A 17,414-nucleotide genomic window follows, 5' to 3' on the forward strand; every position below is an offset into this window, starting at 1 on the left:
AAATGAAAAAAAGCACGGATTCCTGTTAAGGATTCCGTGCTTCCGAGTGGGATCATCCACTTTTATTGAATTTACTTTACAGTTAGACACTTCTCATAGAGTCCATCTTCTTTTTTAATACGTTTGATAAGCGTTTCGCCAATTTCAGATGGCGTATCTGCAGTCTCAATGCCGCATGCATTCATCGTTTTGATTTTCTCATCCGCTGTACCCTTGCCGCCTGAGATAATCGCACCTGCATGACCCATACGTTTACCTGGAGGGGCTGTAACACCACCAATGAAACCGACAACCGGCTTGTTCATGTTGTCTCTGACCCATTCAGCGGCTTCTTCTTCTGCTGTACCACCGATTTCACCAATCATGACAACAGCTTCTGTTTCCGGATCTTCGTTGAATGCCTTTAGAGTGTCGATGAAATCTGTGCCGTTAACCGGGTCACCACCGATACCGACAGCCGTCGTCTGTCCGATCCCAGCTTCCGTCAACTGATGCACTGCTTCATAAGTCAATGTACCAGAACGGCTGACAACACCAACATGGCCCTTCTTGTGGATATAACCTGGCATGATGCCGATCTTGCACTCATCTGCAGTAATAACACCTGGACAGTTAGGTCCGACGAGACGTGTCTTTTTACCTTCTAGATATCGCTTCACTTTGACCATATCGAGTACAGGAATGTGCTCTGTAATACAAATAACAAGGTCAAGCTCCGCTTCGGCACATTCGACGATTGCATCTGCTGCAAATGGTGCCGGTACGTAGATAACAGATACGCTTGCACCCGTCTGCTCTTTTGCTTCTTCGACCGTATTGAAGACTGGGACGCCTTCGACTTCCTGTCCGCCTTTACCTGGTGTGACGCCAGCTACAATTTTCGTGCCATATTCAAGCATCTGCTGCGTATGGAACAGTGCTGTTGATCCAGTAATACCTTGAACTAGGACTTTCGTATCCTTATCGATAAATACACCCACAGTAGATTCCTCCGTTATTATTTATTTTGATTGACTGCTTCGATGATCTTCTGTGCACCTTCTGCCATAGTACTTGCAGGGATGATGTCGAAATCGGACTGCTCAAGGATTTCCTTGCCGCGATCGACGTTCGTTCCCTCTAGGCGCACAACGAGTGGAATGTCGAGACCAACATTTTCAACGGCTCCGACAACACCTTCAGCGATGACATCACACTTCATGATACCCCCGAAGATGTTGACGAAGATGCCTTCAACCCCTTCATCACCAAGGATGATTTTGAAAGCTTCTGTTACCTTCTCTGTCGTTGCACCGCCCCCTACATCAAGGAAGTTTGCGGGCTTACCGCCAAAGTGGTTGATTGTATCCATGGTCGCCATCGCAAGACCAGCACCATTGACCATGCAACCGATGTTACCGTCTAGCGCAACATAGGAAAGATCATATTTAGACGCTTGGATCTCTTTCGGATCCTCTTCATCCTTGTCACGAAGTTCAACAATATCCTTGTTTCTAAAGAGTGCATTGGCATCGAAATTGACTTTGGCGTCTAACGCAAGTACGCCGCCCTCTCCAGTAGTGACAAGTGGATTTATTTCTACAATTGAACAGTCTTTTTCAATAAACACATTGTATAAGGAAAGCATAAGTTTAGCTGCTTTGCCTACAGACTCCTTTGGAATATTGATATTAAAGGCCAGTCTTCTTGCCTGGTATGGCATAAGTCCGACTACAGGATCAACGATTTCCTTGAAAATCTTTTCAGGCGTTTCTGCTGCCACTTCTTCGATTTCCGTACCACCCTCTTCAGAACCCATCAATACAACACGATCCGTTGCACGATCTATGACGAAACCGATGTAGAATTCATTTTGGATGTCACATCCCTCTTCGACAAGAAGGCGCTTTACTTCTTTACCTTCAGGACCTGTCTGATGTGTAACGAGGACTTTACCGAGAAGTTCTTTTGCATATTCTCTCACTTCATCAAGTGATTTGGCGATTTTGACGCCGCCCGCTTTACCACGGCCACCGGCATGGATTTGTGCTTTGACAACGTATACATTTGAATCCAGATTCTTTGCTGCTTCCACAGCTTCCTCAGGTGTATACGCTACACTACCGTTAGGCACGGCTACGCCCATGGAGCGAAAGATTTCTTTCCCTTGATACTCATGGATATTCATGTTCATCCTCCTAAGACTTTTTTAAACCTTACCATCCAATTATAGAAAAGGTATTCATCAAAGTAAACTGAATTCACAAAATTATATATTCGAAAGAATACTTTTTACAGGTTCGAATGTCTGTCTATGGATATTGCTTGCGCCAAGAGAATAGAGTGCTTCCAAGTGGTCCTTTGTACCGTAGCCTTTATGACTGTCAAATCCATAGCCCGGATATGAGACATTATACTGTGCCATCATCATGTCTCGTTCGGTTTTGGCGATGACGCTCGCGGCAGCGATGGACACGGAATGGGCATCTCCTTTGATGATGGATGTTTCTGGAATACCCATATCCAGAGTCATTGCGTCAACGAGCAGATGACCGGGCGCCGCCTTAAGATTCTCGACTGCCCGTTTCATGGCGAGTCGGCTAGCCTGGTAGATATTTAGCTCATCAATCTCTTCCACACTTGCAATACCGATACCGTAGTCCGCCTGCGCCATGATGACCTCACGAAAAGCCATCCGTTTTTTTAATGAAAGTTTCTTTGAGTCATCAAGCCCCGGTAGATAGAATCCCTCAGGCAAGATCACGGCAGCGGCCACGACTTCGCCGGCGATTGGACCACGACCAGCTTCATCAAGCCCCGCGATGTAGTGGACACTCTCTCTTAAATTGTTTTCGTATTGACTCATAGTACTGTACTTAGCTTTTAACTTGTTTTCACTTGTAATACGTCTGCGATGCTTCTCAAGCAACCGGATAACTCCTTTGCGATTATCGTGGGTATGGATGGAAGTGTTGACTTCTTCAATTGTATCGTAGGATGAAACCTCAACTTCAACCTCTTTTATTGTTTTCATGCATCCGCCTCATCGAAAGTATAGCTGCCAATCTTACCATTACGAATATCATAGATAACTCGATTAGTGACCGCTTCATAATTAATCTCATTACCGCCTGCCTTAAGACCACGTGAGCGGCCGATTGCATCGAAAACGTCAACGACATCGTCGGATTCAGAAACATTAATGTTGTAGAAGGCATTGAACCGCGCTGGATCGTGTGTCAAGAGGAATTCGATCCCATAGATAGCCACTTCGTCGAGCGGTACTACCGTATCCTTAATCGCACCTGTCAAAGACAGTTTTTTGCCTGTAATTTCATCTTCAAACTTCGGCCACAGTATACCTGGTGTATCGAGTAGTTCCATCTGCTCCCCTGCTTTGATCCATTGTTGTTGTTTTGTTACTCCAGGTGTATTGCCGGTTTTGGCAATCTTCCTTTTAGCTACATTATTTATGACGGTGGACTTGCCGACATTCGGTATGCCTGTGATCATCGCACGGATGGCACGGCGCCCGATGCCCTTCTTTTGCATCCGCTCGAAAATTTCTGCTGTTGCACGAATTGCCAGTGGTTCAATCCTTTTAATGATTTGGTTGTTCCTGCCATCAAGTGCCACTGGATATTTGCCCTCACTTTTAAACTTTGCCATCCATGCATCGGTTGCCTGCTTATCAGCCATATCGACCTTGTTCAGCACGACAACTCTCGGCTTATGCTGGGTGATTTCATCGAGCATCGGATTGTGGCTGGAATGTGGGATTCTGGCATCAAGTATTTCGATGACCACGTCCACTTTCTTCAGATTCTCTTCTATTTCTCTTCTTGCTTTTGCCATGTGTCCTGGAAACCAGTTGATACTCATGTGAAGCACCTCTACTTATATCTCATTTTATTTTGTTTCATTATTTTATTCCTATATTATATAATAATACCAATGTTTAATAAAATCACAGGAGGTGGGAAAATGATCTCGATTATTGTTCCTGTGCTTAATGAAGCTGAAAATATACCTGGACTCCACCAAGAAATCGTATCTGTAATGACAATAATCGACCGCCCGTACGAGGTTCTTTTTATCGACGACGGATCAACAGACGATACATTGGCTGAGCTCAGAAAAATTGACGGATCCGATACTGGATATCTTTCATTTTCCAGGAATTTTGGCAAGGAAGCAGCCATCATTGCTGGTCTTGAGAAGGCGGCAGGAGACGCTGTCATTATTATGGACGGGGACATGCAACACCCGCCTTCATTGATTTCCGAGCTGATAGAACAATATGAAGCGGGCTATGACCAAGTTGTAGCAAAAAGAAATAAGGCCAAAGAGCCACTCTCACGCCGCCTCCCTTCAAAACTCTTTTATCAGCTGATGAATTTCACAAGTACAGTGCACCTTGAAGATGGTGAAGGAGATTTCAGGCTGATCTCAAGGAAAGTAGTTGATGCCATCCTGATGCTCAGTGAGAATAATCGATTTTCAAAAGGAATTTTCGAATGGGTCGGTTTCAATAAGACAGTCATCGAATTCAATCATATTGAACGCGAGTCCGGTAATTCGACGTTTAATCCGCTCAAGCTTTTAGATTATGCGATAGACGGCATCAGTGCTTTCAATCATCGCCCACTCAGGGCATGCTTTTATCTTGGGCTAGTCGTGCTGTTGGCTTCCGTTGCCTATATCCTCTACATGTTCGTAAATATTGCCATCCATGGTGTCGAGGTACCGGGCTACTTTACCATTATCGCAAGCCTGCTCCTGCTCGGAAGTATCCAACTTTTCTCCCTTGGGATTATTGGCGAGTATGTCGGACGTATTTATATAGAGACAAAGAATCGACCGAAGTACATTATCAGGGAATCATCCGCATATGAAGCAGAACAGGGAGGACACCATGAGAAGCAGTACACTCGGTGAGTTTATCCGATTCGTTATAGTCGGCATCGTCAATACAGGTATCTACTATGGTGTCTACACATTCCTTGTGTACACTGGCTTGTTTTATATTGCGGCACACTTTGGCGGCTTCATCACAGCTTTTATCATTTCCTATTTCCTGAACTGCCACTTCGTCTATCACGTCAGGCCGACACTTCGCAAATTTTTAAAGTTTCCATTGACTCAAGTCATCAATATGGGCTTGCAGACCCTACTCCTATATCTGCTCGTCGATTGCCTGGGGTGGAGTGAAATACTGGCGCCACTCCCAGTACTGATCATTACTGTACCAATTACCTATAGCATTACACGGTGGGTGCTGAAAGACAAGAAAGGTTGATAGGATGGATACAACGAAATCTCGGCTGCATGCACTAAAGTACATTATAATTATTGCTCTTCTCGCAGTCATTTCCCACGCCTATGTATTGTGGCGGTTCCTTTCACCTACCGACACTAAAAATCAGGTGTTTATGACTGGTGCCAATGATGGCATTGAGCAGATGCTACCCATGCAACTCTATCTATATGAGAAATTCAAGGAAGGCAGATGGTTTTACGATACTGATTTTGGACTTGGTGGTGACTTCTACACCGATCTTGCGTACTATTATTCAACGAACATTGTTTACTACATCAACATCCTCTTTGTCAGAATCGGAGATCTTTTAATCGGATTCGACACTTCAACCATTGATTTTTGGGCATATAATGCATTCTTTATTTCCATTTTCAAAGCATTTCTTATCATCTATTTTACATATCGCTTCCTTGGTATAATCGGCACCCGTCCGTTATATGGTATAATAGGTGGCTTTATTTTCGCAGCGTCTCCGACCTATTTCCGGTTTACAGTTTTCTGGTCCTTCTTCAGCGACGTTTTCATATGGCTACCGCTGACGCTATGGGCATTGGAACTGATCATTCAAAAAAGAAAACCTGGTCTGTTCATCTTTGCGACAGCTGCCACACTTATCAATAACTTCTACTTCGGCTATTATCAGCTGATCGTTGCCATCCTCTACCTCTTTGTACGGCTTCTGTTCAAAAGACATGGAGATTTGCCACGCGTCGAAACGGTTAAACTTGCAGTACCTTCAGCTGTAATCGGTGCTGGGATATCCGCTTTCGCATTCTTTCATGCAGTACGCGGATTTTTAAACAATGACGGACGTGAATACGAAGTGGACGTGCCGATATTTGAAAAGTTGAATTGGCAGGACAATATCTTTTACGAAAACTACCTTGTCATTATTCTTTTCATCGCTATTCAAGCACTGTTTACAAAAAGGTTATATGTACGTTACTTCTATAAAATGTTCGCCATACTGACCGTTGTTTTTATGCTGTTTACCTTATCTCCGTATGTCGATCTGCTATTTAACGGCTTCCAGCAGCCACAAAAGCGTTGGCATTACATGCTTGTTTTTTTCCATGCGATACTCATCGCACAATATTTTACCTATTTCAAGGAAATCAGCATCCGCCAGTATTTAATCAGTCTAATTCCAGTGTATATTATTTTGACATGCTCAATATATTTTAAAGATGATATTGTCATTTGGGTCTATCTAGTGCCCGTTATCCATCTAGTTGGATTTTTAGTTATCTATATGAAAGGCAGTCGGCCACTGCTTGAGGGTATAAATGCTGTACTAATCGTCATTTTTACAATTATTGTGAGCGCGTCTCATACGAATACGCAAATCTACCATAGCGGAATCACCGATCGCAACCATCTCTTTTATATCAATAGCAATCACTACGCCAGCGATCTCCAGAAATACAACATAGAGCTTCTAAAGGATATGAAAGCGCCCGAGCAAAAAATTGATTATAAAGTTAGGGACCAAGACAATACACCAATGTATATGGGATTTAGCGGAACAAGCATATATTCGAGTATCATTGATGGTAACATCATCGACTTTTACTACAATGATCTAAAAGTGAACCTCCGCTACGAAACCATCAGCCGATACTCCACATTCCAGTCACGTAGCAACCTCTTCTCCCTGTTCAACGTGGATTACATGATGCGAGATGACAATACTTACGGCATCCCGGCAAAATTTAGTCCAATCATAGATGATGGTACCTACACGATTTATGAAAACGAATCTCAGCTGCCTTTCTTGAGGTATGCAACAGATGTCTATGACCCTGATACCCTCAATCATCCGCTTGCCAGGGAACATGCTATGCTAGACGGCATTGTGACAAACGCGCTTGAACCGACCGCAGCCGCTGAACCAATGGAAGATGTACTTAATGAAGTTTCAGTCGAAGCCGAGAATGCGATTTACTCCGATGATGTTCTAGAAGTTCCGGAGGATGGTGGCGGGCTGAGCTTTAGCTTCGACTCTCTGGTGGACACCTACGAAGATTCAGATGTCTATATCGAAATGTACGTCAGAATGATCGAACCAAACAAACGATTTACTATCAATGTTGATGGTTATCCTAATGAACGGCTATTTGCTACAAGCAAGTACCGTACTTATGCTGACGACCTCCTTTATCGAGTGCCATTAAAAGAAGAAATTCCAATTACCTTCTCAAGTGGAAAGTATGCAGTGGAAATTAAGAGTGTCTACATCGAGGATTATGAATTGCTTGAGCGAGAAAGCGCAGAGCCAGAGCCAGAGTATACTTTATTCGAGCAGGACAATGCTTACCAGATCACTTTAGCCGAACCGAGAGCAGGCATAGCTAGCGTTCCTATCATCTATCGGGATGGCATGAAAGTTTCAGGAGATGCTTCCGGAGACCTCGAAGCTTTCCGTGCAAATTATCTGATGACCGGATTTACGCTAGGTCCCGATGATCGTGTGATTACGATTTCCTACACCCCACCCTACTATTTACTCACATTGATGGTGAGTATTCTGTCCTTGCTTCTTGGCTTCTTCTATCTCGATTTGTTTGGAACCAGAAGTAGAATCAGTCGCCGCAAATAAAAAATGCCTGACAGCTAAACTGTCAGGCATTTTTATAGTTCTATCGGATTTCTCTGATACGTGCAGCTTTACCGCGCAGGTTACGTAGGTAGTAAAGTTTCGCACGACGTACACGACCACGGCGTGTAACTTCGATTCTCTCGATTTTTGGAGTGTGTACAGGGAATGTACGCTCAACACCAACACCGTAGGAAACCTTGCGGACTGTGAATGTCTCGGAAATTCCGCCTCCACGACGCTTGATTACTACACCTTCGAAAACCTGGACACGCTCACGTGAACCCTCGACGATACGTACGTGCACACGTACTGTATCTCCAGGTTTGAATTCCGGTAGATCTGATTTAAGCTGTTCTTTTGTCAGATCGTTAATTAATTGCTGTGACATATTATCTTCTCCTTCTTCCAATTATCTTGCCGATCATAGCAGCGGATGATTGTGTATATGTGTGCTTTGACACTCGTATAATTTTACCATAATCACCATGCGGTTTCAACGGGAAAAATTTTAAATCATTTTACTGATCAGAAAGCAGATCCGGCCTTCTTTCCCTCGTACGTTTCAGACTCTCCTCACGACGCCATTGCTCAATGAGTGCATGATTGCCATTCAACAGCACTTCCGGGACTTCCATTCCACGGTACTCACGTGGTCTTGTATAGTGCGGGTGTTCGAGCATACCAGTGCTGAAAGAATCTTCCTGGTGGCTCTCCTCACGACTCAAGACACCAGGGATTAACCTGACGATGGCATCCGTCATCGTCATGCTCGCAAGCTCCCCACCGGTCAGCACATAGTCTCCAATCGACACTTCATCTGTCACGAGTGTACGTATGCGTTCATCGTATCCCTCATAGTGACCACAGATGAAGACGATATCCTCTTCTTCGCTAAGCTCTTCGGCCATTTTCTGATTGAACGGGCGACCTTGGGGGCACATCAAGATAACACGTGGTGACTTTAGGTCCATCGCCTCCATCGCATTAAATACAGGTTCCGGTTTGAGGACCATACCCGCCCCACCACCGTAGGGATAGTCATCAACCTTATTATGCTTATTTCCAGAGTAATCTCTGAAATTGACTGCGTGGTAGTTGACAATACCTTTCTCTTTTGCGCGGCCAAGAATGGAGGTATTAAGGACACCTTGGTACATTTCTGGGAACAGTGTTAAATAATGAATATTCAATCTAGCAGCCCCTCCATCGGATGGATGATGATATGACCAGACTCAAGATCTATATCCTTCACCACATCTTCAATATAAGGAATCATGTACTGTTTGCTGCCATCGACCACCCAGACATCATTTGCACCTGTTTCGAATATATCCGAGACCTTGCCGATTGATTCCAGTGTACCTTCAAGCAATACGTCGAGGCCGATGATGTCCTTGTAGTGGAATTCTCCTTCATCAAGAGGCAACTCCACTGCTTCTGTCTCCTGAAGTACGTCAGAACCTTTCAGGTGCTCCACTTCATTAATATTACCTACACCTTCAAATTTCAACATATGAAAGTTCTTGTGCTTGCGATAGCTATCGATGGTATAAGAAGTACCTCCCACTTCTACACTGTTGCCTGGGGAAAAACGGTCTTCTGCAAAGTCTGAATCACTCAAAACTTTTACTTCTCCACGAATACCGTGAAAATTGACTAGGCGACCGATACTGATTTTCATTATTTGCCTCCTCAAATATGGTAAAGGTACAAAAAAGGCACACCGCCCGGTGTGCCTAATCGACATCTACAAACACTTTCTTTGAACTGCCGTGATTTGCATTCGACAGGATGGTTCGCACCGCTTTTATCATGCGACCCCGCCTGCCGATGACACGACCCACGTCTTCCTCGTGGACGCTGATCTTTAGGGAGATATCGTACTCAGTCTCCTCGACTTCGATCTCTAGCGCTTCGGGATGTTCGAGCATCGGTTCAAGAATTGTTTGAAGCAATTGTTTCATACGAGATTATTTCCCGAGTTTAGCATTATGATAACGTTCCATAACACCTTTGCTGCTTAGGATGTTACGTACTGTATCACTTGGTTTCGCACCATTCTGCAACCATGCAAGTGCTTTTTCCTCATCAAGTGTTACATTGTCATCACTTTTTATAGTCGGGTTGTATGAACCGATCTGTTCGATGATACGACCGTCTCTTGGGCTACGGGAATCCGCAACAACAATACGGTAGTAAGGTTTCTTTTTGGAACCCATACGTGTCAATCTAAGTTTAACTGCCATTTTTATTAACTCCTTTCAATTTCTCAATTTCACTTTTACTACTATAACAGAAACAAGATACCCTGTAAAGACCTTTTGCTTTACAGGGTATCAGTTCTAGAAAGGTAGGCCCATATTACCGAATGGATTCTTCTTCTTACCTTTCTGGCTCGTCATCTGCTTCATCATCTTCTTCATATCCCCAAACTGCTTAAGGAGCCTGTTGACTTCTTGTAGGCTTCTTCCGGAGCCTCTAGCAATCCGCTTCTTTCGACTGGCATTGAGTATACTCGGGTTCTCACGTTCTTGCATGGTCATCGACCGGATAATGGCTTGGACATGATCAATCTCCTTACCACTCATCTGCATCTGATCGAGACCTTTGATCTTATTTGCGCCAGGCATCATTTTCAGCAATTCATCCAACGGTCCAAGGTTTTTAACTTGATCCATCTGAGCAAGGAAGTCGTCTAGCGTAAAACTCTGGTCCTTAATCTTTTGTTCCAGTGCTTTCTGATCTGTTTCATCTACATTGGCCTGAGCCTTTTCGATGATGGAGAGCACATCGCCCATACCAAGTATACGCTGGGCCATGCGATCGGGGTGGAAAGCTTCAAGACCATCCATTTTCTCGGACATACCAACAAACTTAATTGGCTTCTTCGTCACAGAACGGATGGAGAGCGCCGCTCCACCACGTGTGTCTCCATCAAGCTTTGTCAGGGTCACCCCTGTGATGTCCAGCAAATCATTAAAGGATTCAGCGACGTTAACTGCATCTTGACCAGTCATTGCATCCACAACAAGCATGATTTCGTGCGGATTAGCAATGCCCTTAATATCCTTTAATTCACTCATTAAGTTTTCATCAATATGCAGTCGACCCGCTGTATCAATGATCACTGTATCCAAATGCTCTGCTTTGGCGTGATCTAGGGCTTCAGTTACTATTTGCTGAGGTTTTACTTGGTCGCCCATTGAAAATACAGGTATATCTATCTGCCTGCCGACTGTCTCGAGCTGGTCGATGGCAGCTGGTCGGTATATGTCTCCAGCAACAAGCATTGGTTTCTTGTTAAAGTTTTTTCTAAGATGCAATGCGAGCTTTCCTGCAGTCGTTGTCTTACCGGCACCTTGTAGACCTACCATCATGATGACTGTTGGCGGCTTTGTACCAAGTGTTATCTTTTGGTTCTCTCCACCCATCAAGTCAGTCAGTTCTTCTCTGACGATCTTGATGACTTGTTGTCCTGGTGTAAGTGATTGCATGACGTCCGCTCCGAGCGCACGTTCCTTGACCTGGTTAACAAACTCCTTGACAACTTTGAAATTGACGTCCGCTTCAAGTAGCGCCAATCGTACTTCACGCATCATCACTTTTACGTCGGACTCCGTGACTTTCCCCTTGCTCTTTATGCGATCCATCGTCGCCTGGAGGCGTTCTCCTAAACCTTCGAATGCCATAACTTTCTCCTCCTAATCGAGCATTTCAAGCTCATCTAAAATTGTTGCGATTTCCTCATCTTGATTATGTCCAAGCCTCTCCTTCAAGCGTCTGAGTAGAGACTGTCTCGTTACGAAATTCTTGTACATGCCGAGATTACCTTCATAATGTTCGAGCAGATCTTTCGACCGCTTTAAATTATCATATACCGCTTGCCTTGTCACTTCAAGTTCTTCGGCAATTTCACTAAAGGCAAAATCCTCAAGGTAGTACAGCTCGATATACTTGCGTTGCTTATCTGTAAGCAGTGTATGGTAGAAGTCATAGAGGTAATTCATGCGCATCGTACGCTCAAGACCTTCAATCACTCCTTATCCTCCTCTTCACCATCCACAATCTCTTCAGCATCAGAGACCATATCGGCAAATAATCCATAGACGTAATTTTCTGCACTGAATTCCTGAAGATCATCAAGCTGCTCACCCAGTCCAACAAACTTGACTGGAATGCCGAGCTCGTTTTTAATCGCAAGAACGATTCCACCCTTCGCAGTACCATCAAGCTTGGTCAGGACGATACCTGAAACATCGGTCACTTCCTTAAAAGCTTTGGCCTGGCTAAGTGCGTTTTGACCGGTTGTCGCATCGAGCACGAGCAACGATTCGTGAGGAGCTTCAGGCACAACTTTCTGGATAACTTTCTTAATTTTCGACAGTTCGTTCATCAGATTGCCTTTATTCTGCAGGCGACCGGCTGTATCGCAAATCAGTACATCAGCACCACGCTTTTTGGCTGCACTGACAGCATCATACATCACAGCAGCAGGATCACTACCTTCGGCTTGAGATATGACATCAACCCCGACTCGCTCTCCCCAAATTTTGAGCTGACTGATTGCTCCTGCACGGAACGTATCTCCGGCAGCAAGCATCACATTTTTGCCTTCTTGTTTATACTTGTACGCAAGTTTACCAATACTTGTCGTCTTACCGACCCCATTGACACCCACAACAAGAATGACAGATAGACCATTTTCTTGAATATTAATTGTTTCTGGAAGATCATCATTACGTTCGTAGATTTCCACCATCTTTTCGACAATCGTCTCTCTAAGATCCGCCGTTTCTGTAATATTCTTTATTTTAGCTTCATGACGCAGTTCATCGGTCAGTTCCATGACTGTATTAAATCCTACATCAGCTGAAATTAATACTTCTTCAAGCGCTTCGAAGAAGTCTTCATCTACTGTGCGGTAGCGTGCCATAAGTTCATTGATTTCATTTTGAAACTTTTCGCGGCTTTTCTCAAGTCCAGCTTTGAACTTGTAGCCGATCTGTTCTTGTTCCCATTCCTCAAATTCCTCTATGCTGATTAAGCCATCATCTAAAGCTTCACTCTGCGATTCAAGAGTTTCCGGATCCTGACCCTCGGTCTGGTCACTTTTCGGTTGGAACTTATTTTTTAGTCTTTTTAGAAAGCTCAAACTGTTTCTTCCTCTCTGGTAGTTTCTTCGTAATTTTTCAGATCGACGCTAATCAGCTGACTGACTCCGCGTTCCTGCATGGTTATGCCAAACAGACGATCACTCTCCTCCATCGTCCCCTTGCGGTGGGTAATTACGATGAACTGGGTATTTTGTGAGAGTTCCTTCAAATAACGTGCATAGCGTACTACGTTAGCTTCATCAAGTGCTGCTTCTACTTCGTCTAATATGATGAACGGACTAACACGCACCTTCAGTATCCCAAACAACAGACTAATAGCAGTCAGAGCCCGTTCTCCTCCTGAAAGCAAGGAAAGTGTAGACAGTTTCTTGCCTGGAGGTTGGGCATATATTTCGACGCCAGACTCAAGATAATTGCCAGGTTCAGTGAGTCTGAGTTCTGCTTGCCCACCACCGAACATTCTTCTGAACACCTCTCCGAAATGCTGGTTAACTTGGTCATACGCAGACTGAAATCTTACAGCTACTGCTTCGTCCATTTCTTCAATGACTTCAAGTAGTGTCTGTCTCGCTTCATATAGATCGCTCTCCTGAGCTTTTAGGAACAGATAGCGTTCATTGACCCGCTCATATTCATCGATTGCTCCGAGGTTCACTGGACCCAGTTCTTCGATGCTCTTCCTGTTGAGCGTTATCTTCATCCGCTTCTGTTCGATGTTCGAGAAGTCCTGATATTCCTCTCTTGCTCTATCATACGTCATTTTGTAAGTTTCTGATAAATATTCGATCTTCTGTTCGATTTGAACATCGAGCTTCTCTTTCGATGAACTGTGCCTGATTAGAGCATCCTGTAGCTCGTTGAGACGTTTGAGATAGGTATCCTTCTTCTCCTGGTGGGAAATATACTCCTGCTTCATTTTATGTTGCATAGTAGCAGCTGCTTCGGTCGACTCGTAAAGTTCTGCGACCTGATGTTCGAGTGTTCCCTTTTGCGCTTCGAGTGCTTCGATATCGAGTGTGCTGATATCCTGCTCAAGCATCTGCTTTTTGGCAGTGATGTCCTCGACTGTGAGCTTGGCATCACCCAGTTCCGTTTCCAAGCGCTCTGCTTCGCTCCTCGAGTGACTAAGCCGCTCACTGACCATTGCGAGTTCGCGTTCCATCGCATGCCCTTCATCGGTCAACTGTCGCAGTGTTTCTTTTTTATCCTGCTCTGAAGCACTCATTCTTTTAATTCGTGCATCTAATGCTTCAAGGTCCACTTCTACAGATCGAATTTGTTCTGCTTGGTCATTGGCATCAAGAGGCGCATCAATTGCCTTTAATTCCGCTTCAAGAATCGCGATATTTTCTATTTTAGCTTCAATATGATACTCCAACCGACCGATTTCAGCTTGCGTAGCATCATTCTGTTCGGCAAGGGTTCTGCCCTCAGATTCCAACTTGTCCTTTTGAACCATCTGTTCTGTCAAATTTTCACCGAGACGTGTAAGAGATGCAGTCATATGGCGTGTTTTTTCTTGATATTCTTCTAACTTTTCTTTTGTCTCTTGATGTTCACGTTGACTTTCAATGATTGAACTCTTGGTATTTTTAGAGCCGCCAGACATAGCACCACCCGGCATAATTGTTTCACCATCGACCGTGACAATACGAAGCTTGTGTCCGATTTCACGGGCTAGTTTGGTGGCATCGTCCATCGACCTTGTGACAAGTGTAGTACCGAGCAGATGTGAAACGATATTTGAAATGTTAGCTGTATAGTGAACGACTTCCGACATGATTTGTACATCAATAGATGACTGGTCGATTGTATTTCTAACGTCGGAATGAATGTGCTTTTGTCTAATAACATCCACCGGCAGAAAGGTTGCAAAGCCCGCTTTGGCTTCCTTCAAGCGTCTGATGGCCTGCTTGGCACTATATTCGTCTGCTGTAACAATGTTTTGAGCCTGTGCTCCAAGTGCAGTATCAAGGGCTCTGACATACTGGTTGTCGGTCGACAGCAACTCACCTACCGAACCGATGATCCCCTCTGATGATTTGTGATTCTTCAGAATAAAGCGTGCACCGGGATAGTATCCCCGGTATTCATTCTGCATAGTGGTTAGCATCTCAAGCTTCGATGACTGTTGTTCAATATATCTTTTGGCAGTGTCGAGCTTTTCTCGCTCTTTATCATATTGCGACTGCAGTGACATGACTCCAGTATTTACTTCTTGGAATGCTTTCCGTTTTTCAGATAGTGTAATGTGAGTTGCCTCATGTTGTTTTTGCAAAGTTAGATGACGCGATTGCTCTTCTTCCAGAGCTGATTTTAAAGAGACGAGCCGGTCTTGCTTCTGACGAATACTGTCACCAAGACGCGATCTCTCATCTTCTGCACGTCGATGCTCGTTTTCAAGTGTCGTCTTTTGAACCATCAGATCATAGTACTGATCTTTCAGTTGCTCAATTTCCCCACTCTGATCCTTCATCAGTTCCTGACGTTCCTTCTTAGCTTCATTAATCGTCTGCTTGAGATCTTCAGCTGTATGCGTCAACTCTGAAAGTGTCTCAAGGACTTCTGTGTGTTGGCTTTGCAGGTAGTCATGGCGCTCTATAGAAACTTCGAGACGAGAATTCAGATCTTCAGTCGCTTGTCCTCTGTTGTCTTTGCGTTCTTTAAAAAGCGCAATCTGCCCGTTGGTCTGCTCGAGCTTTTTAGATAGGTCAACCAGCTTACTGTTGAGCGTTCGATTTTTACGGTCGTGCTCATCTCTTTTCTGTGCGAGAAGGTTCATATGTGCTTCGATTCCTTCAAGATCCTCGCGATCAGCTGCAATGGACTGCTCGACCGATGCAAGCGCCTGTGATTCAGCTTTAAGCTCAGCAAGCAGGGCGTCCACATCATATACCGTCACTTCTATGTCGCTTTGACGCATTTCCTCTTTAAGTGCAAGATACTCTTTAGCATTGGCACTTTCCTGCTCCAAGCGGTGCACTCTGGATTCGAGTTCGTGAATGATATCATGCACACGATCTAGGTTGCCGGCAGTATCTTCAAGGCGCTTCTCCGACTCCTTCTTGCGCAGTTTATACTTCATTACGCCCGCTGCCTCTTCAATCAGCCCACGTCTCTGATCAGGTTTAGCGTTTAGCACTTCATCCACTTCGCCTTGCGAAATAATATTAAATGCATTACGTCCAAGTCCCGAATCCAAGAAAAGCTCATTGATTTCCTTCAGTCGGCTCTTATCACTATTAATAAAATATTCGCTATCACCGTTACGATACAATTTTCTTGTAATATGCACAGTATCTGCTTCCATTTGCAATGTCCGTGCAGTATTGTCAAGTTCAAGCCTGACGTAAGCATAATTCATCGGCTTACGGTCAGTGGTGCCATTGAATATGACATCTTCCATCTTTACACCACGTATAGACCGTGCAGATTGTTCGCCAAGTACCCAACGAATGGCATCGGTGATATTGCTTTTGCCGCTTCCATTCGGCCCAACCACCGCAGTGACCCCAGCATCAAACTGAATGTTCACTTTATCGGCAAATGATTTGAAACCATGTGCTTCGATTGCTTTCAAATATACCATTACTGTTTCTCCCCATCATCCATTTCTACGAGGGCATGTCGCGCTGCCTTTTGTTCCGATTCCTTTTTGGATCGGCCAGAACCTCTGCCAATCATCTCTCCATCTGTATATACGCCAGTCACAAACGTCTTGTCGTGGCTCGGCCCCGTTGATTCGAGAAGCTGATATGCAACACTCTTTCCATGCGTCTTGTGCATCTTCTCCTGAAGTGCTGTCTTGTAGTCGATAACCGCATTGTAGTCGCTGCCTTTCACTTCCGGGAATACATGACGCTCAAGGAATTGCCGCGCTGCTTCAGAACCTCTGTCCAAATAGAGTGCGCCAAGAAACGCTTCGAATGTATCTGAGACAATCGAAGGCCGTTCACGTCCGCCTGTCTTCTCCTCTCCTCGGCCAAGCAATATCATGGGGTGCATCTTAAGCTTTTCTGCGAATACTACAAGTGAGGGTTCACATACGATATTGGCTCTGAGTTTGGTCAGATCACCTTCCGGCAATTTTGGAAATCGCTCGTATATATAATCTGAAACCATCAATTCTAGTACTGCATCCCCAAGAAATTCTAGACGTTCATTATTGTATATCTTATCCATCTGCAGATCATTGATGTAGGAACTGTGCATGAAAGCCTGAATATATTGCGCTTCGTCTTCGACTTCAATACCTGTTCTATCAATGAAATCCCTGAATTCCCGACGGAAGTTTGCGAGTCCACGCTTTGCGTGCCTGTCTTTGTCGATGCGTGCTTCAATTGCTTTGAAAGTCATTTTATCACTCATCATATCCGCCTCCATTCCACTATTTTAAATGATT

Annotated in this window: 17 protein-coding genes; 3 read left to right on the plus strand and 14 right to left on the minus strand. The window is 44.4% G+C overall.

Going from position 1 to position 17,414, the window contains the following annotated elements:
- Positions 1-71: 71 nt before the first annotated feature.
- The 4 genes from sucD to ylqF form a co-directional block, all read right to left on the minus strand.
- Positions 72-980 carry a succinate--CoA ligase subunit alpha gene (sucD, locus tag ACFOJ8_RS07855; protein WP_380654895.1) on the minus strand — a complete coding sequence of 303 codons (909 nt, stop codon included), beginning with the start codon at positions 978-980 and terminating at the stop codon, positions 72-74.
- Between the two features lie 17 nt (positions 981-997).
- Entirely contained in the window at positions 998-2,167 is a 1,170-nt protein-coding gene (gene sucC, locus ACFOJ8_RS07860) for an ADP-forming succinate--CoA ligase subunit beta (RefSeq protein ID WP_380654898.1), read from the minus strand.
- Positions 2,168-2,248: 81 nt separating this feature from the next.
- Positions 2,249-3,013 carry a ribonuclease HII gene (locus ACFOJ8_RS07865; RefSeq protein WP_380654900.1) on the minus strand — a complete coding sequence of 255 codons (765 nt, stop codon included), beginning with the start codon at positions 3,011-3,013 and terminating at the stop codon, positions 2,249-2,251.
- Positions 3,010-3,861, minus strand: coding sequence for a ribosome biogenesis GTPase YlqF (ylqF, locus tag ACFOJ8_RS07870; RefSeq protein ID WP_380654902.1), 852 nt, complete (start codon positions 3,859-3,861; stop codon positions 3,010-3,012). Before ylqF ends, ACFOJ8_RS07865 begins: the two co-directional genes overlap by 4 nt.
- 102 nt (positions 3,862-3,963) lie before the next feature.
- Between ylqF and ACFOJ8_RS07875 the strand changes: the two genes are divergently transcribed.
- Genes ACFOJ8_RS07875 through ACFOJ8_RS07885 form a run of 3 tightly spaced genes read left to right on the plus strand, consistent with a single transcriptional unit; the run spans position 3,964 to position 7,898 of the window.
- Positions 3,964-4,917 carry a glycosyltransferase family 2 protein gene (locus tag ACFOJ8_RS07875; protein WP_380654905.1) on the plus strand — a complete coding sequence of 318 codons (954 nt, stop codon included), beginning with the start codon at positions 3,964-3,966 and terminating at the stop codon, positions 4,915-4,917.
- Complete coding sequence (locus ACFOJ8_RS07880; RefSeq protein WP_380654908.1) at positions 4,895-5,278, plus strand: GtrA family protein; 384 nt, start codon at positions 4,895-4,897, stop codon at positions 5,276-5,278. The genes ACFOJ8_RS07875 and ACFOJ8_RS07880 overlap by 23 nt, the downstream gene beginning before the upstream one ends.
- A gap of 4 nt (positions 5,279-5,282) precedes the next feature.
- Positions 5,283-7,898 carry a YfhO family protein gene (locus ACFOJ8_RS07885; RefSeq protein WP_380654911.1) on the plus strand — a complete coding sequence of 872 codons (2,616 nt, stop codon included), beginning with the start codon at positions 5,283-5,285 and terminating at the stop codon, positions 7,896-7,898.
- A gap of 40 nt (positions 7,899-7,938) precedes the next feature.
- On the opposite strand, the gene rplS is transcribed toward ACFOJ8_RS07885, so the two are convergent.
- The 10 genes from rplS to rnc form a co-directional block, all read right to left on the minus strand.
- Entirely contained in the window at positions 7,939-8,286 is a 348-nt protein-coding gene (gene rplS / locus ACFOJ8_RS07890; RefSeq protein WP_380654914.1) for a 50S ribosomal protein L19, read from the minus strand.
- 130 nt (positions 8,287-8,416) lie between these two features.
- Positions 8,417-9,088: a tRNA (guanosine(37)-N1)-methyltransferase TrmD gene (gene trmD, locus ACFOJ8_RS07895; protein WP_380654916.1), complete on the minus strand. Its 672-nt coding sequence runs from the start codon at positions 9,086-9,088 to the stop codon at positions 8,417-8,419.
- Positions 9,085-9,579, minus strand: a complete 495-nt coding sequence (gene rimM, locus ACFOJ8_RS07900) for a ribosome maturation factor RimM (RefSeq protein ID WP_380654919.1) — start codon at positions 9,577-9,579, stop codon at positions 9,085-9,087. The genes trmD and rimM overlap by 4 nt, the downstream gene beginning before the upstream one ends.
- A gap of 55 nt (positions 9,580-9,634) precedes the next feature.
- Complete coding sequence (locus tag ACFOJ8_RS07905) at positions 9,635-9,862, minus strand: KH domain-containing protein (RefSeq protein ID WP_380654921.1); 228 nt, start codon at positions 9,860-9,862, stop codon at positions 9,635-9,637.
- Positions 9,863-9,868: 6 nt separating this feature from the next.
- On the minus strand, positions 9,869-10,144 hold the full coding sequence (gene rpsP, locus ACFOJ8_RS07910; protein WP_160651302.1) for a 30S ribosomal protein S16: 276 nt from the start codon (positions 10,142-10,144) through the stop codon (positions 9,869-9,871).
- A gap of 96 nt (positions 10,145-10,240) precedes the next feature.
- Positions 10,241-11,587 carry a signal recognition particle protein gene (gene ffh, locus ACFOJ8_RS07915; RefSeq protein WP_380654924.1) on the minus strand — a complete coding sequence of 449 codons (1,347 nt, stop codon included), beginning with the start codon at positions 11,585-11,587 and terminating at the stop codon, positions 10,241-10,243.
- A 12-nt stretch (positions 11,588-11,599) separates the two neighbouring features.
- A complete protein-coding gene (locus ACFOJ8_RS07920; RefSeq protein WP_380657081.1) occupies positions 11,600-11,911 on the minus strand; it encodes a putative DNA-binding protein in 312 nt (103 codons plus the stop codon).
- 20 nt (positions 11,912-11,931) lie between these two features.
- The gene (gene ftsY / locus ACFOJ8_RS07925; RefSeq protein ID WP_380654926.1) at positions 11,932-13,050 is read right to left on the minus strand and encodes a signal recognition particle-docking protein FtsY; all 1,119 of its coding nucleotides are present in this window, start codon (positions 13,048-13,050) and stop codon (positions 11,932-11,934) included.
- Positions 13,047-16,601, minus strand: a complete 3,555-nt coding sequence (smc, locus tag ACFOJ8_RS07930) for a chromosome segregation protein SMC (protein WP_380654929.1) — start codon at positions 16,599-16,601, stop codon at positions 13,047-13,049. Before smc ends, ftsY begins: the two co-directional genes overlap by 4 nt.
- Complete coding sequence (rnc, locus tag ACFOJ8_RS07935) at positions 16,601-17,368, minus strand: ribonuclease III (RefSeq protein WP_380657084.1); 768 nt, start codon at positions 17,366-17,368, stop codon at positions 16,601-16,603. The genes smc and rnc overlap by 1 nt, the downstream gene beginning before the upstream one ends.
- Positions 17,369-17,414: the final 46 nt, after the last annotated feature.

Origin of the sequence: Salinicoccus sesuvii (genome assembly GCF_042648145.1) — a bacterium.
GTDB classification, from domain to species: Bacteria; Bacillota; Bacilli; order Staphylococcales; family Salinicoccaceae; genus Salinicoccus; species Salinicoccus sesuvii.